Raw genomic sequence first — 20,600 nt, 5'->3', positions numbered from 1 at the left:
GCTCACTGTACCCAGCCCGTCATCGCCGGGAAGGCGAGCAGGGCCAGGGCCATGACGAGGTAGAGCCCCTGCAGCGGCAGCATCCAGCGCACCCACTGGCCGAAGGGAACACGGGCCAAGGCCAGCACGCCGACGGTGATGCCCGAGGTCGGGATGATGGGCGTGGTCAGCTCGCCGAACTGGAAGGCCAGCACGGCGGTCTGGCGCGTCACGCCGACGAGGTCGGCCAGCGGCGCCATGATGGGCATGGTCAGCGCGGCTTGGCCGGTGCCGGAGTGGATGAAGAAGTTGATGACCGACTGGATGGCGAACATCTTCTGTGCCGCCAGCACCGGCGTGCTGGACGCCACCAGCGGTGCCAGCGCGTTCAGCAGCGTGTCGATGATCTGACCCTCGCGCATCAGGATGACGGTGCCCTTGGCCAGCGCGATGACCAGGGCCGTGCCGACGAGATCGCGCGCACCGTGCAGGAAGGCGGCCATGAATTCGTCCGCCGACAGCCGTGCCACCGCGCCGACGGCCACCGCCATGACGAGGAAGAGGGCGGCGATCTCCTCGATGTACCAGCCGAACTTGACGACGCCGCCGATCATCACGAGCAGCGTTGCCGCAAACAGCCACAGCACCGCGCGATGCCGCCCGCTCATGCCGGTGAAGGCCTCGAAGCTCGCCAAGTCCAGCGTCTTGCGGCGCTCCTGGTCCATGGCGTAGGTCGGGCTCAGCTCCGGTGAGCGCTTGATGCGCGCGGCCCACCACATCAAGAAGGCGATGGTGACCGTCGTCGCGATGGACCAGCACAGCGCCCGGTAGCCCAGTCCCGAGAACATCGGCACGCCGGCAATGCCCTGGGCCACGCCGACGTTGAAGGGATTCAGGAAGGCGGTGGCAAAGCCCACCTGCGAGCCGACGAAAGGGATGGCCACGCCGGTCAGCGTGTCCAGCTTCAGCGCCAGGGCCAGCGGGATGAAGATCAGCACAAAGGGGATGGCTTCCTCGGCCATGCCGAAGCTGGCGCCGCCCAGCGAGAACAGCGTGACGAAGACCGGGATCACGGCCACGCGCACCAGGGCCGAGCGGCTGTGGGCGCGGGCGACGGACTTGATCAGCGCGTCGATGGCCTCTGTCCCTTGCAGCACCGCGAAGGCGCCGCCGACGATGAGGACGAAGCCGATGATGAGCGCCGCCTCGACAAAGCCCTTGATGGGCGCCGTCAGCAGCGCAGTCAGCCCCTGTGGCTTGGCGTCGATGAGATGAAAGCTGCCGGCGACGATCAGCGTCTTGCCATTGACCAGCTCGGTCTGGAAGCGCCCGCCGGGCACGACCCAGGTGGCGGCCGCGATCAGTGCCAGCAGCGCGAACAGCAGCACATAGGTGTTGGGTAGGCGCAGCTTCATGGCGAGAGCAACTTGCCCGAGCGATAGGGCGTGGCGCCGGCAATCTTGGCCAGGCGCATGCCGCGGGTGGCGAAGCGGCGAGCGCTGCGTGCGAAGCAGCGGCCACTGGCGCGGGCATGCAGCGGCGTGCGCGCGTCGGTCAGCGGGTCGATGACCTCGGCGACCAATTCGCCCGCCTCCACCCAGTCGCCCGGCGCCTTGTTGAACACCACGATGCCGCTCATGGGCGCGGTGATGGGCTCCACGCCTTCCAGCGGCGTGGGCTCGCATCCTGAGGATGGTGGCGGCGCGAGGCCGTCGACGTGGCCGAGGTGGCGCAGCCAGGCCAGCAGCGCGTCGGCGTCATGCTCGGCCAGCTCGTGCGTGACCTCGGTCTCGCCACGCAGCTCCACCGTCGCGGCCAGGCAGGCGTTGCGCTCGATGGGAAAGCGCCTGTCGAAATGCGCGGCCAGCTCCCACCAGATGCGCGAGATGGACTCGTCAAAGGGGTCGTCGCCCGACACCTCGCTGAACAGCAGGGCCTGGGCGCCGAGATAGCCGGCCAGCGGCCGCAGCGCCTCGGTCTGCGGCGTGCCGGTGTAGATGTGCATGACGGCCTGGTTGTCGCAGTGCAGGTCCAGCACCAGGTCGGCGTCCATGGCCAGGGTCTGCAGCAGGCGCTTCAGGGCCTCGGCTTCGCTGTTGGGGCGCCATTCCTTCAGCAATTGAAGGCAGGCCGTGCGGATGGTTTGCGTGTTGGCCGCGACATCGGCGCCGAGCCGCGGCTCGACAAGCGGGATCAACGCCGCCGTCAGGTGCTTGAACTGGCGGTTGAAATTGACGCCCGTGCCGAGGTCGAAGCGGCCGAAGGCCGTGCCCTGCACGTCTTGCGCCAGGCCGATGGGATTGGCCATGGGCACAAGGACGATCTCGCCGGCAATCGCACCGGCCGCATCGAGTGCCGACAGCCGCTCGATGAGGGCCTGGGCCACCAGCATCGGCGGCACCTCGTCGGCATGCAGAGAAGCTTGGCAGTAGGCCTTGCGGCCCGACTCCCCGCGCCCGAAATGCAGGCTGCGGACATGGCGCTGCGTGCCGGCGCTGGCGGCCGGCAGTTCATGGTGGACGCTGCGCATGTCAGTTCGGGACGAGGGGCGTGAACAGCGGCGTGGCCATGCGCACGGGGATGACGTCCAGGCGGGCCTTCAGCACGGTGTAGTCCTCGCCGCCCAGGGCGCCGCTGAACCAGCCGACCAGGCCCGGCCCCTTGTAGAGGCGGAACTCGAAGCCGAGCTCGGGGGCCAGGTCGTTGGGGCGGGGTCGGGCGCGGTATGCCAGCCCGCGCACCTCGGGCGCGCGCCCGTCCAGCAGCTGGGCCATGGCGGTGACGATGGTGTTGTCGGCCAGAATGTCGAGGAAGTAGTTGTCGTTCTGCAGATAGGGCTTGTAGTCGCTTGCCGCCGGGTCGATCTTGGGCTCGCGCAGCTTGTGCGCGGCGGGCGTGGAGACGCCGGTCCTGAGGTTGTGCCTGTCGCCCCGGTCCAGGTAGCTGATGAGGGCGCCGCGCAGATTGAAGGCCGGCAGCTTGGCGTCGGTCGTGGCCTCGGACAGGTCCACCAGCAGGGCGCCGCGCGCGCCGACGATCTCGACCTCGCTGCCCTTGATGATGGCCGCGGTGTTCTCCTCCACGCCCAGGCCGAGGGTGTAGCCAAAGGCGCGCATGGCCGGCAGCATGCGGCCGATGCGGCCGCGCTTCAGGAAGTGCTGGTCGACGAAGAGGTCGTGGCCGGCAAAGCCCAGGCCGCGGTCGTACTCGCGGCCCTCGCGCCACTGGCCCTTGAGGATCTGCATATTGTCCTGGGCGTCGCGGAACATCATGCGACTCATGATGGCCGCGCCCGCACTGGTGCCGGCCACCACGCCGCCGCCGTCGAAGACCTGCCAGATGGCCTTGAGCATGGCCGTCGGCTCGCCCTTGGGCTGCAGGGTGTCGACGATGAACTCCTGTGCGCCGCCCGAGAAGAACACGGCCTTGGACGCGGCGACCTTGGCGATGAGCTTGGGATCGTTGAGGTTGGCTTGAAGGTCGATGTCCTTCAGCCGCGGCGCAACGGGAATGGCCTCGGCATTGGCACCGTGGCGGTTCAGCGCCGCCACGATGAGGCCGGCGCTGCGCTCGGGGTTGGCCGCGGCCGTGGCGAACACGGCGATGGGCGCGCCGGCGCCGCCGGCTTCTTCGACGATGCGGGCCCAGACGGCCTCGTTGTCGTTCTTCAGGGCGCCACCAATGACGATGGCCGTGCCGGCATGGGCGGTGGTGGCGCACCACAGCGCCACCCAGGTGAGGCGGGTCAGGAATCTCATGCCCCGATCTTGGCAGTGCTGCTGTGGCTGAACCAGCGGGTTAGGCCGAAGCTGCGCGGCGAACGCAATTGCATGTCGCATCCCTGCAAGCGCTGTTGCGGCCTCGCCAGCCGCGTTTGCCGAGAAGCGACGCGCATTTGCGTGCAAGCGACCGCTGCACCGAAACCCCATAGGCAACTCATGAGCCGCATCCCTAACCTGAATGGCATTCGCTCCCACCCATTCAAAACGAGGCCTTCATGACCCGCTCCTTCACCCGGCACCCGCTGGCCCATGCCGCCCTGCTTTGCGCCGTCGCGCTGCATGCCCAAGCACAACAGCAGGAACAGAAACTCGAACGCGTCGAGATCACCGGCTCCAGCATCAAGCGCATCGACGGGGAGGCCGTACTGCCCGTCGACATCATCAAGCGCGGCGACATCGACAAGGCCGGCGTGACGACAGCGGCCGAGCTGCTGCAGAAGATCACTTCCAACGTCGGCGGCCTGACCGACGGCGCGTCCATCTCCGACCAGTCCGGTGCCCAGCGCGGTTTCAATGGCGCCAACCTGCGCGGCCTGGGCGTGTCCAGCACGCTGGTGCTGCTCAACGGTCGCCGCCTGGCCAATTTCGCCTCTCCGGGCGACAACGCCGGCGTCGACCTGAACAACATCCCCGCGGGTGCGATCCAGCGCGTGGAAGTGCTGAAGGACGGCGCTTCCGCCATCTACGGCACCGACGCCATGGGGGGCGTCATCAACTTCATCACCCGCAAGGACTATGTGGGCGCCGACGTGACGGCCTACGCCCTGCGCACCCAGGAAGGCGGCGCCGGCAAGACGAGCTTCAGCGCCTCCGGCGGCTTCGGCGACCTGAGCAAGGACCGCTTCAACGTGTTCGCCGCGCTGGACGTGCAGAAGCTCGACGCGCTGGACGCCAGCCAGCGCGGCTTCATCCAGGAATACAGCCTGCCCACCCGCCTGCCGCCGCAGACCTCCAGCAACAGCTTTCCGGCCAACGTGGACCTGAGCTCGGCGCAGCTCGCCGCGCTGAACGCCTTCGTGCTGGCCAACCCCAACACGGCGCTGAAGGGTTCCAACGCCAACGGCACCTGGAACCCGGGCGGCGTCAACTCCGGCTCGCGCCGCGTGAACTTCGGCAAATCCTCCTGCACCGGCGGCATCAACCCGAACTCGGTGCAGCCCCTGGGCCTGGGCGGCCGCGAGGGCTGCTCCTACGACTACGTGGCCGGCTCGGAGATCTACCCCAAGTCTGACAAGGCCAGCGTCATCGGCCGCGCCACCTTCCAGGTGGCCGAGGACCACCAGCTCTTCATCGAGGCGCTGTTCGCCAAGACCGACACCGACTACGCCGCCTCGCCGGCCACGGCGCGCTTCCGCACGGCCTCCGGCATCACGCTGCCGGCCTCGCTGCAGGCCGTCACAGGCGTCGCCGGCCCGGTGGACTTCCGCTTCCGTCTGGAAGACGCCGGCAAGCGCGTCAGCCGCGTGGAGAGCCAGGCCACCCGCGTCGTCGCCGGTGCCGTGGGCCGCTTCGGCGAGTGGGACTACGACACCGCGCTGAACTACAGCGTCAACAAGGCCACCGACACCGACCTGGACGGCTGGGTGTCGCTGAGCAAGCTGGAAGCTGGCCTGAAGGCCGGCCAGTACAACCCCTTCGTTCGCGCCGCTGACCCGAGCGCCGGCCGCGCCTTCATGAACTCCATCCGCATCGACGGCGCCGCGCGCATCGCCGAGGGCAGCAGCACCAGCCTGGACGGCAAGCTGACCCGGGCGCTGGCCGCGCTGGGCGGTGGCGACCTGATGCTGGCCCTGGGCGCCGAGCTGCGCCGCGAGAAGCTGCAGTTCCGCGCCACCGACGCGCTGAAGAGCAACGACGTCAACAACGACCGCTCCAGCTCCGGCCCGCTGCTGGCCGACACCGACCACCACCGCGACGTGATGGGCGCCTTCGCCGAACTGAGCGCGCCCTTCACCAAGCAGTGGGAAGGCCAGTTCGCCATCCGCCACGACCGCTACGACGGCATCTACGACGCCGCCACCAGCACCACCTCGCCCAAGCTGAACACCACCAACCCCAAGGTCGGCATCAGCTTCCGCCCCGACCGTGCGCTGCTGGCGCGGGCCTCCTACGGCACGGGCTTCCGTGCGCCGACGGTGTCCGAGCTGTTCCGCCCGCTGCGCTCCGGCATCACCGCCAGCTTCGTGCGCGACCCGATCTCCGGCGAAGTGGCGCAGATGGCGGTGGACCGCTATTCCAACCCGGCGCTGCAGCCTGAGAAGTCCAAACAGTACAACCTCGGCATCGTGTTCGAACCCTCGCGCAGCTGGAACGGCAGCGTCGATTACTGGGCCATCCGCAAGACCGACATCATCTCGGAGATCGGCGAGGAGACCATCTTCACCAACCCGGTCTACTACAACGACCCGACCATCGTGAGGCGCTTCTCCGACGGTTTCGTCGACACGGTCACCGTGAAGAAGGAAAACCGCGGCAAGCTCAGCACCTCGGGCCTGGACGTCTCGCTGGCCTGGCGCGGCGAGAACAGCGCCTACGGCCGCTTCGGCGCCAGCTTGGCGGGCACTTTGATCACCGAATACAAGTTCAACACCGATCCGCGCTCTCCCATGGTCAGCGGCCTGGCGCGCTTCCGTGACGACAAGGCCGTGCAGCGCTGGCGCCACAAGCTCAACGTGGACTGGGACATGGGCCCCTTCGGCCTGACGGTGGCCAACAACTACCTGTCCGGCTATCGCGACCAGAACACGCCCGGCCTGGCCGCTCCCGAGTGGAACGACCGCGATGTCAAGGCCTACTCGCTGTGGGACCTGACGGCCAGCTACCGCATCACGCCCGAACTGCGCCTGCGCGGCGGCGTGCTGAACGTGGCCGACACGGCGCCGCCCTTCACCAACCAGTCGCGCTACTTCCAGGTGACCTGGGACCCGACCTATGGCGATCCGCGCGGCCGCAGCTACTTTGTCAGCCTGAGCTATCAGCTGCGCTGACGGGGGTCAGGCGCGCTCGCCGTCGATCAGCTTCCTCAGCCAGGGGCGCAGTGCGAACAGCACGGCCCCGGTGACCAGGCTGCCGACGGCCAACTGCGTGAACAGCGCCGAATACTGCGGATTGGTCGTCAACGGCGAGCCGTCCACCGGCTGGGACACCACGCCCGAGAAGTCGCCGGCAAACAGTGACGCCAGGCCCGTTACCAGCATCCAGCTGCCCATCATGATGCCCTGGTACTGCTTGGGTGCCAGGCGGCCGATCATGGCGTAGCCGATGGGCGAGATCAGCAGCTCGCCGACCGACTGCAGCACATAGCTGAGGAAGAGCCAGAAGAAGTCCGACTTGCCCGAGCCGTCGGCGAAATGGATGCCGATGGGCAGCACGATGAAGCCCAGGCCCATCAGCACCAGCGAGGCGGAAAACTGCATCGGGATGTCCACCGGCCAGCCGCGCTCGCGCCAGCGGGCGAACAGCCAGGCCAGCAGCGGCCCGCCGATGGCGATGGAGAAGGCGTTGATGTTCTGCACCCATTGCGGCGCCACCGGTACGCCCCAGACATTCATCAGCACATTGCCCACCGCATAGAGCTGCAGGCCGTTGGGCGCCATCTGGTAGAGCGACCAGAACACCAGCGAGCCCGCCGTCAACACCAGATAGGCCTGCATGCGCTGCTTCTCGGCCTTCACCGGATGGCGCAGCGTCATGACGATCAGCACGACGGCGACGACGGCGCAGAAAGCCTTCATGCCGATGGAGGTGTCGCCGGGCTTCTTCAGCAGCCACACCAGCACGGGCACCAGGCCGACCAGGACGGCGCAGCCGATGGCGAAGCGGCCCCAGAAGTCGACACCGCGGCGCTGGGCCAGGGGCGTGCTGCGGTCGGCCAGGGTGCGCCAGAAGATCAGCGCCACGACGATGGCGCCGGCATTGCCCAGCGTCGCGAACCAGAACAGCGAGGCGTAGTCCTCGCTGAGCTGGAACACGCCCGACACCGTGAAGCCGATGAAGAAGCCGACATTCATGCCGGCGTAGTTCCACAGGAAGGCGGCCTCTCGGCGGTTGTCCTCGGGCTTGAAACGCTGCGTCAGCATCATGTTCACGCAGGTCACGTTCAGGCCGCAGCCGGTCAGGAACAGGGCCATGCCCCAGTAGAGCCCTTCCAGGCTGCCGCCAGCGACGGTGGCGCAACCCAGCACCTGCAACAGCATGCCGCCGACGAACAGATTGCGGTTGCTCAAGAAGCGGCCGCCCAGGTAGCCGCCGAACAGATGCAGGCCGTAGTTGAAGGCGCCGAACACGCCGGTGACCAGGGCAGCCTGCTCGCTCGTGAAGCCGTGATGGCGGGTGGTGTACAGCGTCAGCGTGAACTGCAGGACGGCGAAGCCCAGGGTCGAGAACACCTGGATCAGGAACAGCACCGCGGACCCTTCGGGAATGCGTGCCTGGAGTTGTTGGAGTCGGCTCATGGGGGCGGGATTGTCCAGGCGCGAAGCGAGGTTTCGCCTGGGTGTCATCCCGCGGACAGGGCCTCGTCAGCGCGCCGCATAGGATGCAGCGGCCCTGGCTTCTGCATTCATATGCCTGCCTTTACGAAAGTTTTCGTCGCCAACCGCGGGGAGGTCTTGCTGCGCGTGCTTCGCGCCTTGCGCGACCTGGGCATTGCCGGCGTCGCCGTGCATGCGGCAGATGACGCGCCGGCATCAATGGCTGACGAGGTCGTTGCGCTGCCGGGCAGCGGGCCGGCGGCCTATCTCGATGTCGACGGCCTGGTTGCGATTGCCAGGCGCTCAGGGTGCGACGCCGTCCACCCCGGCTACGGCTTTCTCAGCGAGCGCGCCGACTTCGCGCGCGCCTGCGCCGCGGCGGGTCTGACATTCATCGGCGCGACACCGGAGCAACTCGAACTCTTTGGCGACAAGGCCCGTGCCAGAACACTGGCCGAGGAATGCGGCGTGCCTGTGCTTTCCGGCAGCCCTGGCGCCGTCACCCTGGACGAAGCCCGGACCTTCCTCGCCGAGCATGGCGCCCTGATGCTCAAGGCGATCGGCGGCGGTGGGGGGGCGCGGCATGCGCGCCGTGCTGAGCGTGGATGAACTGCCTGCGGCCTTCGAGCGCTGCCGCTCCGAGGCGCAATCGGCTTTTGGTGTCGGCGGCCTTTATGTCGAACGCCTGATGCGCGGGGCGCGGCACATCGAGGTGCAGGTGATTGGCGACGGACAGGAAGTTATCGCCCTCGGCGAGCGCGACTGCACGCTGCAGCGGCGCTTCCAGAAGCTGGTCGAGATGGCGCCCAGCCCGGTGCTGGACGAAGCCCTGCGCGGCCGCCTGGTCGACGCGGCGCTGCGCATGGCCAAGGCCGTGGGCTATCGGGGCCTGGGCACCTTCGAGTTCCTTGTCGATGCGGCCCGCGGCGACTTTGTCTTCATCGAGACCAACCCGCGGCTGCAGGTCGAACACACCGTCACCGAAGAGGTGACGGGGCTGGATCTGGTGCAGCTGCAGATCGAGGTGGCCGCCGGCCGTCGTCTGGCCGATCTGGGCCTGGATAAACCGCCCACCGAGCAGGGGTTCGCCATCCAGTGGCGCATCAATGGCGAGGCGGGCGGCTGGCGGCTCGATCGATTTGACCTGCCCGCGGGCCCCGGCGTGCGCGTCGACACGCATGGCCTGGCCGGCATGGCGCCCTCGCCGCATTACGACAGCTTGCTGGCCAAGCTGGTTGTGCGCGGTGCGCGCTTCGAGGACGCGCTGCGGCGCTCGCAGCGCGCGCTGGCCGAGACCCGCATCGAGGGCGTCACCACCAATGTCGGCCTGCTGCGCCGCCTGGCCGGAAGGCTGGAACCGGCCGAACTGCATACGGGCTGGCTGGAAGAGCATCTGACCGAACTGCTGCCGTCAATCGTCGAGGCAGACCCCCAGCAGCTGCGCGCGCCGACCGCGGGCCGGCTGTTGCAGTTCAGCGTGGCCGCTGGCGACGTGGTCGCGGCCGGCACCGAGTTGGCGGTGCTCGAGGCGATGAAGATGGAGCATGTGCTCGCCGCACCCCGGGACGGCCGCGTCGCCGCGCTGGCCGTTGCGCCCGGGCAATTTGTCGATGCTGGCCAGTTGCTGCTGACGCTGGAGCCCGCGAACCAGGCTCGCGCGACTGCCAGCCGAGCCCAGGCGCTCGACCCCGACGGCATCCGCCCCGACCTGCAGCGCCTCATCGAGCGCAGCGCCTTCACGGCCGACGCCGCCCGCCCCGAGGCCATGGCCAGGCGCCATGCCCAGGGCCTGCGCAGCGCGCGCGAGAACATCGCCGATCTCTGCGACGCCGGCTCCTTCATCGAGTACGGCGCTCTGGCCGTCGCCGCCCAGTCGCGCCGCCGCACGCCCGAGGACCTGATCGCCAACACGCCGGCCGACGGCATCGTGACCGGCATCGGTGCGGTCAATGGCGGCGACTTCGGCGAGGAGCAGTCGCGCACCGTCGTCATGGCCTATGACGCGACGGTGCTGGCCGGCACGCAAGGCGCGCGCAACCACGCCAAGACCGACCGCATGCTGGGTATTGCGGCCGAGCAGAAACTGCCGCTGGTGCTGTTTGCCGAGGGTGGCGGCGGCCGGCCGGGCGACACCGACGTGCCCGTCGTCGCCGGCCTGCATGTGCCGACTTTTGCCAGCCACGCCGCGCTGTCCGGTCAGGTGCCCGTCGTGGGGATTGCGGCCGGACGCTGCTTTGCCGGCAATGCGGCCCTGCTGGGCTGCAGCGACGTCATCATCGCCACGCGGGCCAGCAATATCGGCATGGGCGGCCCGGCCATGGTGGAGGGGGGCGGCCTGGGGGTGTTCAAGGCCGAGCAGATCGGCCCGGCAAGCGTCCAGCATGGGAATGGCGTCATCGACTTGCTGGTGGATGACGAGGCCGCGGCGGTGGCGGCCGCCAGGCACTATCTGTCCTTCTTCCAGGGCCGCATGCCGCAGTGGACGGCACCCGACACGCGTGCGCTGCGATCCGTCGTGCCCGAGAACCGCCTGCGTGTCTACGACAGCCGCGCGGCCCTGCCGGCTCTTTTCGACGCCGCCAGCGTGCTTGTGTTGCGCAGCGGTTTTGGTGCCGGCATCCACACGGCCCTGGCCCGCATCGAGGGCCGGCCGGTCGGCGTGCTGGCCAGCAACCCGCTGCATCTGGGTGGCGCCATCGATGCCGACGCGGCCGACAAGGCGGCCCGCTTCATGCAGCTGTGCAATGCCCATGGCCTGCCCATCGTCAGCCTCATCGACACGCCGGGCTTCATGGTCGGCCCCGACATCGAGGCGCAGGCCCAGGTGCGCCATGTCAGCCGCCTCTTCGTCACGGCCGGCGCTTTGCGCGTGCCCTTCTTCGCCGTCGTGCTGCGCAAGAGCTATGGCCTGGGTGCCATGGCGCTGGCGGCGGGCGGCCTGCATCGGCCGGTGTTCACCGTTGCCTGGCCGACCGGCGAGTTCGGTGCCATGGGCCTGGAGGGCGCGGTGAGGCTGGGCTATCGCAAGGAGCTGGAGGCGCTGCCGGCGGGGCCGCAGCGCGAGGCCTTGTTCCAGCGCCTGGTGGCTCAGCAGTACAGCAATGGCGAGGCGCTGAACCTGGCGGCGACGCTGGAGATCGACGCGGTGATCGACCCCGCCGAGACCCGAGGCTGGCTGGCCCGCGGCCTGGCCTCGGCGATCATCCGGCCCTTGCCCAACCACCGCTTCGTGGACACCTGGTGATGACTTCAGCCGGACTCGATCTCGTGCGCGCCTATCTGGCCGCCTATGCCGCACGCGACCTCGCGGCCGTGGAGCCCCTGTTTGCCGACACGATCACGCTGCGCGACTGGAAGATCCGCGTCGTCGGCAAGGCTGCGGCCCTGGCCGAGACGCGCAAGAACTTTGACGCGGTGAGCCGGCTCGAGATCGAGGTGCTGGCCCTGTATGCGCGCGAGCAGGGCGTCGCGGCGGAACTGCGCATCGTCGTGGACGGTCGCGACACGATCTTCGTGGTCGATGTCTTCGACCTCGACGCCGAGGGCCGCATCGCGGCGATACGCGCCTTCATCGGCCGCGGCGACGACTGAGCCGCGCGGCCGAAGCGCCCGCTCTCAGCGCGGCGTGGCCGAGTCGACGCCGGGCTTGAAGTCCACTCCGTGCGCGGCCAGGTAGTCGCGGATCAAGCGCCTCACCACCTGCGAGGGTGTCTGGTCCTGCTGCGCGCACAGGGTCTCGAAGGCCTTTTTCTTGTCCGGGTCGATCAGCACCGTCAGGCGGGCGGTCTTTTGCTCCATATCGGCTCCTATGTTAATGAAATGATAATTGCAAACATATGTGATTCACATTAAATTCGCGTCGTGACCCTCAGCTTCCTGCACCGCCTCACCAGCAAGCACCGCACGCGGTCGGCCAACCGACAGTTGGGCGCTGTGCTGGCCTTCGTGGCCGGGGCGGTCAACGCGGGCGGCTTCCTGGCCGTGCAGCGCTACACCTCGCACATGACGGGCGTGATCTCCGGCGTGGCGGATGACCTGGCCACCGGGGGTTTCGCGCTGGCGCTGGCGGGGCTGGCCTCGCTGCTGGCCTTCTTGGCGGGCGCGGCCTGCACAGCCCTGCTCATCAACTGGGCGCGCCGGCGCCAGATGCACAGCAAATACGCGCTGGCCCTGCTGCTGGAAGCCGCGCTGCTGCTCGCGTTCGGCCTGCTGGGCGCCCATCTGGACACGCTGACCCATCTGCTGGTGCCGACCGCCGTGCTGCTGCTGTGCTTCATCATGGGCTTGCAGAACGCCATCGTGACCAAGATCTCCCAGGCCGAGATCCGCACCACCCACATGACCGGCGTCGTGACAGACCTGGGGCTGGAACTGGGCCGGCTGCTCTACTGGAACGGTGCGACCGCGCCCGATTCGGTCCACTTCGTGCGCGCCAACCGCGACAAGCTTTTCATCCACAGCCTGGTGCTGGGCCTGTTCTTCGGCGGCGGCCTCGTCGGCGCGCTGGCTTTCAAGCACTTCGGCTTCTCGGCCACCTTGCCCATCGCGCTGCTTCTGGTGCTGATGGCTTCGCCGCCGCTGATCAATGACCTGCAGCGCGCCTGAGCGCCGCCGCCTCCCCCGCACGCCATGCCCGACACCGCCGACTCGCACGAATTCATCAAGCCCTTCGTCTACGAGACGCTGGATACGCGCGCCCTGCATTTCTCGATCTGCGAGATCCAGAGCCGCATGAAAGTGCAGCAGTCCGACGCCCTGGACTTGGCCTACACGCGCACGATGATGGCCTTCCTGCTCTTCGTGCCGCGGCCGCAGATGCTGGCCATGATCGGGCTGGGTGGCGGCTCCCTGGCCAAGTTCTGCCACCGCCAGCTGCCCGACACCCGCATCGAGGTCGTCGAGATCAATCCGCACGTCATCGCGCTGCGCGATCAGTTTCAGGTGCCACCGGACGATGCGCGGCTGCGCGTGCGGCGTGGCGACGGTGCCGACTTCGTCCGCCACACCCATGACCGGCTGGATGTGCTGCTCGTGGATGGCTTCGACCACGAAGGCCAGCCGCCGGCCCTGTGCTCCCAGACCTTCTACGACGACTGCCGCACGGCACTGCGCGCCGACGGCCTGCTGGTGGTCAACCTGCACACGGCCCACCCCGAGTTCCCGCTGCATGCAGCCCGCCTGGAGCGGGCCTTCGACGGCGAGGTTCTTTTCGTGGGTGACAAGGACTGCAGCAACACCATCGCCTTCGCCGGCCATGGCGCGCTGCGGGGGGCGCCGCAGGCCGGCGCGATGTGCAAGCCGCGGCCGTTGGCGCGCCGGGCCTGGGACGAACTGCTGCCCGCCTTCACCCATGTGGCGGCCACGCTGCAGCGGCAGCGCGATGAAGGCTAGTGGGTTGCCGGCTGGCGCAGCGCCGCCAGCGTGAACACATAGCTGTCCGCTGCCTTGGGCTGGTGGCAGGCCAGGCAGCGCGGCTGCTGCAAGGCCAGGCGCGGCGTGCCGTCGGAGCTCCAGACGCCATAGTTCCAGTTGCCATTGCGCAGCAGCGGCGGGATGGCGTCGCCCCAGCCGGCGCGGGTCTCCATGCCGACATAGTTCTTGACGGCACCGGGCGTCCAGCGTCCGTCGGCACCGATCTGCGGCGTGTAGTTGACCGTCAGCAGGATGGAACCCTCGGGCAGGGGCTTGCCGGCGCGCGCGGCGTCCAGGGCCAGCTTGTTGGCATAGCGCAGCGTCAGCGTCTTGTTGGTCTCGTCCTGCTCGCGCTTGTATTCGACATAGGCCTGCGGGAAGTCCTTGGGCAGGGCCATGGCCGAGACGGTGGCCGCATGCGGCGCCGTGGCACCGGCATCGGCCGGCGCGGGCGGCAGGCTGCTCCAGTAGGCCGACAGCGCCTTGATGTCATCGGGGCTCAGCTGCGCCGCCATCGCGGCCATCAAATCGTTCTTGCGCGTGCCGGCCTTGAAGGCCTCGAGCTGTCTGGCCAGATAGGTGGCCCTCTGGCCGGCGAGGTTGGGGATGTCGGGCGCGACGCTGACGCCCGCGGCGCCATGGCAGGCCTGGCAGGTGGCGACCTTGACCGGCGGGGCCTCGGCGCCCGCGACGGAGCCCGCGAGAGCCAGGGCGGACAGCAGCAGACGGACGCGAGGCATGGCGGCTCCTTGGCAGCATTTCGATGGGACAGCCATGCTGCGCGTAAACCGGGCGATGGGGTCATCAGGAAAGTCCCAGGCCGGGCGACGGAATATTTTTTGAGAACCCTGCATCCAAACGCCGGGCTGCTGGCTAGTGAGAGGGTGAGCTGCGGCCACAACCCGTGTTTCAACCCTCTCTTCATGGAGATTCAGCATGCACCAGATCACCCCCACCGTCCTGATCCTCGCGTCCCTGTTCGGCCTGTCGGCCTGCGCCGGTATGGCCCCCGCCCCCGTCTTCAGCCAGGCGGCGCTGCCGGAGGCCGTCAAGGTGCCGGCCGGCCACCGCGTGGCGATGGAGACCGTCGGCGTCGGCGAGATCACCTATGAGTGCCGCGCCAAGGCCGGCACGGCCGGCGCCTTCGAATGGGCGTTCGTCGGTCCCAAGGCCGACCTGAACAGCCGTGCCGGCGCCAGGCTGGGCAGCTACTACGGCCCGCCGGCCACCTGGGCCTCCAGCGACGGCTCGCGCATCACCGGCACCCAGGTCGCCGTGGCACCGGCCGCGCAGGGCAGCATTCCGCTGCAGCTGGTCAAGGCCAACCCGGCCTCCGGCCCGGGCGCCATGATGGATGTGACCCATGTGCAGCGAGTGGCCACTCAAGGCGGCGTGGCGCCGGCATTGCCCTGCGACGCGGCCAGTGCGGGTCGCAAGGAAGTCGTCAAGTACCAGGCCGACTACATCTTCTGGAAGGCCGCCTGACCTGAGCGAACGGTGGGCTAGAGTCCACGCGGATTTGAACCCACCTCTTTCGCCCTTGGCCACCTCGCCACCGTTCGACTATGAAGCCGCGCTGCTGGCCTGCGCGCGTGGCGAGCGCTTTGCGCTGCGTGCGCTGTACGAGCGCGAGGCGCGCTGGCTGCTGGGTGTGGCGCAGCGCATCGTGCGCGATCGCGAGCGCGCGGAGGACGTGTTGCATGACGCCTTCGTGCAGGTCTGGGACCACGCCGCCAGTTTCCAGCCCGCGCTCGGCTCGGCGCGCGGCTGGATCTACACCGTGGTGCGCCACGCGGCCCTGAAGGCGGTGCGCGAGCCCGGCCGCCTGCAGGTGATGGACGTGACCGAGCTGACTGCCTTGTCCGACGCCCAGCAGCGTGACGATGCCGCCGACGAGGGGCGCGGCCTCGACGCCGACAGCCTGGAGCGCTGCCTGCAGCGCCTGGACGCGCCGCGCCGCGCCTGCGTCGTGCACGCCTTTGTCGACGGCTATACGCATGAGCAGATCGCGGTGCGGCTGAACACGCCGCTGGGCACCGTCAAGTCGTGGATCAAGCGCAGCCTGGCAAGCCTGAAGGAGTGCCTGTCGTGATCGATCTGCGCGATCCTGCCGAACGCGATGCCGCCGCGGGCGAATACGTGCTCGGCACGTTGGGTGCGGAGGATCATGCCGCCGTGGCCGCCGCGCTCCCGCACGACGCCGCGCTGCGCGCCGACGTCTATGCCTGGCAGGACCGGATGCTGCCCCTCAGCGCCCAGGTGGCAGCGGCCGAGCCGACGACCGCGGTGTGGAGGCGGCTGTCGCTTGCGCTGGACGGCCGCCAGCCGCCGCGCAAGGCGGCCGAGGCGCGCACGCCCTGGTGGCAGGGCCTGCGCTTCTGGCAAGGCCTCAGCGCGGTCGGCGTGGCCGCGTCGCTGCTGCTGGCCCTGCGCCTGCTGGCACCGCTGCCGGTGGCCGAGGGCGCACGCTATGTGGCCCTGCTGGAGAGCCCGGACGAACGCCATGCCGCCGGCTGGGTGGTGGAACTGCAGGCCGGCGGCGCGCTGCGACTGCTGCCGGTGGGCGATACCCCGCCCGTGCCGCCCGGTCGCGCCCTGCAGTTCTGGACCAAGCCGCAGGGGGCGGCAGGGCCGACCTCGCTAGGCCTGGTGCGCGCCGGGGAGCCGGTGGAGATGCCCGTGTCGCGCCTGCCCGCGGTCGGTGCGCAGCAGCTGTTCGAGATCACGCTGGAACCCGAAGCCGGCTCCCCGATTGGCAAGCCCACCGGCCCCATCCTGTTCGTGGGCCGCACGGTCGCGCTCTAGGGCCTGAAGGAGCGGTAGACGCCGCGCCGCTCGGGCCGGCTCAGCACCAGCTGCCAGAGCTGGCCCTGGCGGGAGCGGAAGAAGCCGGCGCAGCTCAGCAGGTAGTAGCGGAACATGCGACGGAAGCCCTCGTCGTAGCACGGCGCCAGGCGCGGCCAGGCGGCCTCGAAGCGCTCGGCCCAGGCCATCAGCGTGCGGTCGTAGTCGGGGCCGAAGTTGTGCCAGTCCTCGATGATGAAGCGGCCCTCCAGCGCGTTGCCGAGTTCGGCAGGCGACGGCAGCTTGCCATTGGGGAAGATGTAGCGCTCTATCCAGGGGTCGGTGTGCGGCGCGCGACGGTCCACGCCGATGCTGTGCAGCAGGAAGAGGCCCTCGGGCGCCAGCAGGCGGCGCGCGGTGTCGAAGTAGGTGGCGTAGTTCTTCAGCCCCACATGCTCGAACATGCCGACCGACACGATCTTGTCGAAGCGGCCCTGCAGGGCACGGTAGTCCTGCAGCCGCAGCGTGATGGGCAGGCCGGCGCAGCGCGCCTCGGCCAGGGCCAGCTGCTCCTTGCTGACGGTGATGCCGGTGACCTGCACGCCGTGGTGCTCGGCCGCATAGCACGCCAGGCCGCCCCAGCCGCAGCCGATGTCCAGCAGGGTTTCGCCGGGCTGGAGCTCGAGCTTGCGGCAGATCATGGCCAGCTTGTGTTCCTGGGCCTGCTCGAGATCGTCGGCCTGGGCCCAGTAGGCGCAGGAATAGATCATGCGCGAGTCCAGCATGGCCTCGAAGACGTCGTTGCCGGCGTCGTAATGGCGCTCGCCGACCTGGTGGGCACGCTCCACGCTCTGGCGGTTGAAGAGGCGCTGGCGCAGGCTCTCCATGACGAGCTGCAGTTTGGCCAGGCCGGGGGCGGTGCGGTCGAGTTCGGCGCGCAGCAGGCGCTCGAACATCATGTCCAGGCGCTCGCAGTCCCAGTCGCCGTCGACATAGGACTCGCCGGCGCCCAGCGACCATTGCGTCAGCAGGCGGCGGTAGAGGCGGCGGTGGTTGACGCGCAGGTCCCAGGGGCGGCCGCCGTTGAAGTGCACGTCGGCGCGCGCCAGCAGATCGCGCAGCACCGGCGGCGCTTCGAGGTGGAGGGCGGGCACGGACAGCATGCGCGACGACAGGTCTCGATGGACTTGCCGCAAGTGTGCCGCCCCGGCCGCCGGCCTGTCTTTTTCAAAGTGTCAATGCCCTCGATAGCGAGGGTAAATTGCCCCTAATTTGCCGGCAAACCCCAGCCAAACGGGTCATCTGGCTCGATCAGCAGCGTGGCCTCGGCGCTGATGAAGGCCTGGCCGCGGATGGTGGGCACGATGCTGGCCTCGTGCTTCTCGTACCAGCCCTCGAAGACGCTGCCGATGACGCTGGCCTGGCGCCACACCTCGCCGGCCGCGAGCTTGCCGGCCGCGGCCAGGCAGGCCAGCTTGGCGCTGGTGCCGGTGCCGCAGGGCGAGCGGTCGTATTGGCGGCCAGGGCAGAGCACGAAGCTGCGCGAGTCGGCGATCGCCGGGTCGACATCGGCGAAGAGTTCGATGTGATCGATGACGGCGCCGTCTGCGCCACGATGGCCCTGGGCGTGCAGGGCTTCGCCCACCATGGCCGCATAGTCGGTCAGTGCATTCACATGGACCGGCGCCACGGCCTGGCCATGGTCGGCGCAGAGGAAGAACCAGTTGCCGCCCCAGGCGATGTCGCCGGTCACGGTCTGCCCGGTCGGCAGGGTCACGCTGACGCCGGCGGCCAGGCGATAGGCCGGCACATTGCGCACGCTCACCTTCCCGTCCTTGTGCAGCGTCGCGCGCACATGGCCCACCGGCGTCTCGAGGACATGCTCGCCCGCCCCGATGCGGCCCAGGTGGGCCAGCGTTGCGACGAGGCCGATGCTGCCGTGGCCGCACATGCCGAGGTAGCCGGCGTTGTTGAAGAAGATGACGCCGGCCGTATGCGCCGGATCCTGCGGCGCGCAGAGCAGGGCGCCGACGAGCACCTCGCTGCCGCGCGGCTCCAGCAGCGTCGCGCGGCGGTAGCGGTCGTGCTCGCGGGCCAGCAGCTCGCGGCGCTCGGCCATGGTGCCGGCGCCGAGCTCGGGAAAACCGTCAATGACGACGCGCGTCGGTTCGCCGCCGGTGTGGGAGTCGATGATCTGGATGCGCTGCATCATGGCTGCGACCGGCAGTGGGCGGGCTTGGCCGTGACGGCGGGGAAGGCGCCGCGCCAGGGAATGGTCTGCATCGGTGAGGCTCCTGCACTGAGGGAGCCTCATGTTCGCTCAACTAGAACGACGCCCAATCGTCGTCGGCGACGGCCGCAGCCGCCGTCGCCGCGGCCGCCACCGGCGCAACGACGCGGGCTGGGTCTGGCCGGCGTGGTGCCGGGCGGGGCGGTGCCGCCCTGGTCACGGCGGCAGCCTTGGGCTTGCTGGCCTTGGCCTTGGGCTTGGCGACGGGCGCGGCCGCGGCCACGGCGTCGAGCTTGAAAGCGGCCACGGTCTCGGCCAGTTGGCCGGCCTGCATGCGCAGGCTCTCGGCCGCGGCCGCGCTCTCCTCGACGAGGGCGGCGTTCTGTTGCGTCACCTGATCGAGCTGGTTGACCGCGTCGCCGATCTGGCCGATGCCCTTGCTTTGCTCGGTGCTGGCGGCACTGATCTCGCTGATCAGGTCGGCCACGCGCTTGACCTGGACGACCACCTCGTCCATGGTGCGGCCGGCCTCGCCCACCAGCGTATTGCCCGCCTCGACGCGTTCGACGCTGGCGCCGATCAGCGCCTTGATCTCGCGGGCTGCCTGGGCGCTGCGCTGGGCCAATGCCCGCACCTCGCCGGCCACGACGGCAAAGCCCCGGCCTTGTTCGCCGGCGCGCGCTGCCTCGACGGCCGCGTTCAGCGCCAGGATGTTGGTCTGGAAGGCGATGCCGTCGATGACGCCGATGATGTCGCCGATCTTCTTCGAGCTGGTCGTGATCTCGTCCATCGTGTGCACCATCTGGCCCATGACCTGGCCGCCACTCTCGGCCACGCGGGCCGCGCTGCCGGCCAGTTGCGCGGCCTGGCGGGCGGTGTCGGTGTTGTGCTTGACCGTAGCGCTCAGCTCCTCCATGGACGCCGCCGTCTCTTGCAGGTTGCTGGCCTGCTGTTCGGTGCGTTGGCTCAGGTCGGCATTGCCCTGAGCGATCTGGCCGCTGGCCGTGGCGACGCTGTCGGCATTGCCGCGCACCGCTCCCACGATGCCCACCAGCGAGTCGTTCATGCGCTGCAGCGCGTTGAGCAGTTGGCCGGCCTCGTCCTTGCGGTCGGTGGCCAGGTTCAGCCGCAGGTCTCCCGCGGCCACGGTCTCGGCGGCGGCGACGGCCTGGCCGATCGGGCCGACCACCGAGCGTGTGATCAGCAGCGCCAGGGTGGCGCCGATGGCCAGCGCGGCGGCCGCGGCGACGACGACCGCGATGGCCGCGAAGTCGACCGTCGTGTCGGCCGACTTGGCCGCGTGCTGCATCAGCTCCGTCTGATAGGCGATCAGCGCGTCCAGCTTCTCGAAATACTTGACCTGCAGCTCGTGGGTCTCGCCGAGGAGCAGGTTGCGGGCCTTCTCGGTCTCGTCCTTCACGGCCAGATCGATGACCTTGCGCACCGAGGCCACGAAAAGCGCCCGCGCCTGCACGACGCCCGTCATCATCTCGCGGGCCGGCCCCGGGGCCGTGCTGGCCTCGAGCTTGCCAAACAGCTCGGCGGTGCGCTTGGCAGCGGCATCGACATCGGCCAGCTGCCTGCGCTTGCCCTCGGCATCGGCCAGCAGCAGCACGTTGCGCACCGCCAGCGCGTTGATGTTGACGTTGTCCTTGATTTGCTCGAGCTGCGCGACCTTGACCATCCGGTCGCCGACCATCAGCTCCAGCGCATCGTTGATGGTGATGAGTTCCGTTCGCGCATAGGCGGCCAGCAACACGGTGAAGGCGATGGAGACGGCGAAGGCCAGGCCGAGACGCCGGCCGATCCGCAGACTCGTAAGCAGGTTCATGGTGAGTCTCCTCAAGAGGCGACGCTCCCTGAAGGGCTTTGGCATCTTGTTGACCGTGCCTTAGTCCGCACCGGCGAGTCTGTTCCTTCGAGCGGATGCAGCGCAAGGCA

16 protein-coding genes and 1 pseudogene are annotated in these 20,600 nt (G+C 69.1%); 8 read left to right on the top strand and 9 right to left on the bottom strand.

The window, feature by feature from the left end:
• Positions 1-2: 2 nt before the first annotated feature.
• The 3 genes from J2X20_RS09765 to J2X20_RS09755 are packed head-to-tail and all read right to left on the bottom strand — an operon-like array spanning position 3 to position 3,737.
• Positions 3-1,394, bottom strand: a complete 1,392-nt coding sequence (locus J2X20_RS09765) for a YfcC family protein (RefSeq protein WP_310263847.1) — start codon at positions 1,392-1,394, stop codon at positions 3-5.
• Positions 1,391-2,509 carry a M14 family metallopeptidase gene (locus tag J2X20_RS09760; RefSeq protein ID WP_310263845.1) on the bottom strand — a complete coding sequence of 373 codons (1,119 nt, stop codon included), beginning with the start codon at positions 2,507-2,509 and terminating at the stop codon, positions 1,391-1,393. Before J2X20_RS09760 ends, J2X20_RS09765 begins: the two co-directional genes overlap by 4 nt.
• A 1-nt stretch (position 2,510) precedes the next feature.
• Positions 2,511-3,737, bottom strand: coding sequence for a cyanophycinase (locus J2X20_RS09755; protein ID WP_310263843.1), 1,227 nt, complete (start codon positions 3,735-3,737; stop codon positions 2,511-2,513).
• A gap of 239 nt (positions 3,738-3,976) precedes the next feature.
• On the opposite strand from J2X20_RS09755, the gene J2X20_RS09750 reads away from it, so the two are divergent.
• The gene (locus tag J2X20_RS09750) at positions 3,977-6,748 is read left to right on the top strand and encodes a TonB-dependent receptor (RefSeq protein ID WP_310263841.1); all 2,772 of its coding nucleotides are present in this window, start codon (positions 3,977-3,979) and stop codon (positions 6,746-6,748) included.
• A 6-nt stretch (positions 6,749-6,754) separates the two neighbouring features.
• On the opposite strand, the gene J2X20_RS09745 is transcribed toward J2X20_RS09750, so the two are convergent.
• Complete coding sequence (locus J2X20_RS09745) at positions 6,755-8,215, bottom strand: peptide MFS transporter (RefSeq protein ID WP_310263839.1); 1,461 nt, start codon at positions 8,213-8,215, stop codon at positions 6,755-6,757.
• A gap of 111 nt (positions 8,216-8,326) precedes the next feature.
• On the opposite strand from J2X20_RS09745, the pseudogene J2X20_RS09740 reads away from it, so the two are divergent.
• Positions 8,327-11,477, top strand: a pseudogene (locus J2X20_RS09740) (carboxyl transferase domain-containing protein).
• Entirely contained in the window at positions 11,477-11,824 is a 348-nt protein-coding gene (locus J2X20_RS09735; RefSeq protein WP_310263837.1) for a nuclear transport factor 2 family protein, read from the top strand. The pseudogene J2X20_RS09740 and the gene J2X20_RS09735 overlap by 1 nt, the downstream one beginning before the upstream one ends.
• 24 nt (positions 11,825-11,848) lie before the next feature.
• Here the strand turns inward: J2X20_RS09735 and J2X20_RS09730 are convergent, their stop codons facing one another.
• On the bottom strand, positions 11,849-12,031 hold the full coding sequence (locus J2X20_RS09730) for a ribbon-helix-helix protein, CopG family (protein ID WP_310263834.1): 183 nt from the start codon (positions 12,029-12,031) through the stop codon (positions 11,849-11,851).
• Between the two features lie 63 nt (positions 12,032-12,094).
• Here J2X20_RS09730 and J2X20_RS09725 point away from each other — a divergent pair, with 63 nt between their 5' ends.
• On the top strand, positions 12,095-12,838 hold the full coding sequence (locus J2X20_RS09725; RefSeq protein WP_310263831.1) for a YoaK family protein: 744 nt from the start codon (positions 12,095-12,097) through the stop codon (positions 12,836-12,838).
• 24 nt (positions 12,839-12,862) lie between these two features.
• Entirely contained in the window at positions 12,863-13,624 is a 762-nt protein-coding gene (locus J2X20_RS09720; protein ID WP_310263830.1) for a spermine/spermidine synthase domain-containing protein, read from the top strand.
• Here the strand turns inward: J2X20_RS09720 and J2X20_RS09715 are convergent.
• Entirely contained in the window at positions 13,621-14,385 is a 765-nt protein-coding gene (locus J2X20_RS09715) for a cytochrome P460 family protein (RefSeq protein WP_310263828.1), read from the bottom strand. The genes J2X20_RS09720 and J2X20_RS09715 overlap by 4 nt on opposite strands.
• Positions 14,386-14,581: 196 nt before the next feature.
• Between J2X20_RS09715 and J2X20_RS09710 the strand changes: the two genes are divergently transcribed.
• The 3 genes from J2X20_RS09710 to J2X20_RS09700 are packed head-to-tail and all read left to right on the top strand — an operon-like array spanning position 14,582 to position 16,450.
• Positions 14,582-15,130 carry a DUF3455 domain-containing protein gene (locus J2X20_RS09710; RefSeq protein ID WP_310263826.1) on the top strand — a complete coding sequence of 183 codons (549 nt, stop codon included), beginning with the start codon at positions 14,582-14,584 and terminating at the stop codon, positions 15,128-15,130.
• Between the two features lie 55 nt (positions 15,131-15,185).
• Positions 15,186-15,737 (top strand): sigma-70 family RNA polymerase sigma factor, encoded by a 552-nt coding sequence (locus J2X20_RS09705; RefSeq protein WP_310263825.1) that lies wholly within the window; start codon positions 15,186-15,188, stop codon positions 15,735-15,737.
• On the top strand, positions 15,734-16,450 hold the full coding sequence (locus J2X20_RS09700; RefSeq protein WP_310263823.1) for an anti-sigma factor: 717 nt from the start codon (positions 15,734-15,736) through the stop codon (positions 16,448-16,450). Before J2X20_RS09705 ends, J2X20_RS09700 begins: the two co-directional genes overlap by 4 nt.
• Here the strand turns inward: J2X20_RS09700 and cfa are convergent.
• From cfa to J2X20_RS09685, 3 genes are all read right to left on the bottom strand, one after another.
• On the bottom strand, positions 16,447-17,592 hold the full coding sequence (gene cfa, locus J2X20_RS09695) for a cyclopropane fatty acyl phospholipid synthase (protein WP_310263821.1): 1,146 nt from the start codon (positions 17,590-17,592) through the stop codon (positions 16,447-16,449). The two genes, J2X20_RS09700 and cfa, sit on opposite strands and share 4 nt — an antisense overlap.
• A 104-nt stretch (positions 17,593-17,696) precedes the next feature.
• A complete protein-coding gene (locus J2X20_RS09690; protein ID WP_310265150.1) occupies positions 17,697-18,638 on the bottom strand; it encodes a 4-hydroxyproline epimerase in 942 nt (313 codons plus the stop codon).
• Between the two features lie 115 nt (positions 18,639-18,753).
• On the bottom strand, positions 18,754-20,490 hold the full coding sequence (locus tag J2X20_RS09685) for a methyl-accepting chemotaxis protein (RefSeq protein ID WP_310263819.1): 1,737 nt from the start codon (positions 20,488-20,490) through the stop codon (positions 18,754-18,756).
• Positions 20,491-20,600 lie beyond the last annotated feature (110 nt).

Origin of the sequence: Roseateles saccharophilus (genome assembly GCF_031458095.1) — a bacterium.
GTDB lineage: Bacteria > Pseudomonadota > Gammaproteobacteria > Burkholderiales > Burkholderiaceae_C > Pelomonas > Pelomonas saccharophila_A.
This window is presented reverse-complemented; position numbering and strand designations above follow the sequence as displayed.

Coding starts and splice junctions, on each gene's coding strand:
- J2X20_RS09765 (WP_310263847.1), bottom strand. CDS start 1,394: ATGAAGCTGCGCCTACCCAACACCTATGTGCTGCTGTTCGCGCTGCTG.
- J2X20_RS09760 (WP_310263845.1), bottom strand. CDS start 2,509: ATGCGCAGCGTCCACCATGAACTGCCGGCCGCCAGCGCCGGCACGCAG.
- J2X20_RS09755 (WP_310263843.1), bottom strand. CDS start 3,737: ATGAGATTCCTGACCCGCCTCACCTGGGTGGCGCTGTGGTGCGCCACC.
- J2X20_RS09750 (WP_310263841.1), top strand. CDS start 3,977: ATGACCCGCTCCTTCACCCGGCACCCGCTGGCCCATGCCGCCCTGCTT.
- J2X20_RS09745 (WP_310263839.1), bottom strand. CDS start 8,215: ATGAGCCGACTCCAACAACTCCAGGCACGCATTCCCGAAGGGTCCGCG.
- J2X20_RS09735 (WP_310263837.1), top strand. CDS start 11,477: ATGACTTCAGCCGGACTCGATCTCGTGCGCGCCTATCTGGCCGCCTAT.
- J2X20_RS09730 (WP_310263834.1), bottom strand. CDS start 12,031: ATGGAGCAAAAGACCGCCCGCCTGACGGTGCTGATCGACCCGGACAAG.
- J2X20_RS09720 (WP_310263830.1), top strand. CDS start 12,863: ATGCCCGACACCGCCGACTCGCACGAATTCATCAAGCCCTTCGTCTAC.
- J2X20_RS09715 (WP_310263828.1), bottom strand. CDS start 14,385: ATGCCTCGCGTCCGTCTGCTGCTGTCCGCCCTGGCTCTCGCGGGCTCC.
- J2X20_RS09710 (WP_310263826.1), top strand. CDS start 14,582: ATGCACCAGATCACCCCCACCGTCCTGATCCTCGCGTCCCTGTTCGGC.
- cfa (WP_310263821.1), bottom strand. CDS start 17,592: ATGCTGTCCGTGCCCGCCCTCCACCTCGAAGCGCCGCCGGTGCTGCGC.
- J2X20_RS09690 (WP_310265150.1), bottom strand. CDS start 18,638: ATGCAGCGCATCCAGATCATCGACTCCCACACCGGCGGCGAACCGACG.
- J2X20_RS09685 (WP_310263819.1), bottom strand. CDS start 20,490: ATGAACCTGCTTACGAGTCTGCGGATCGGCCGGCGTCTCGGCCTGGCC.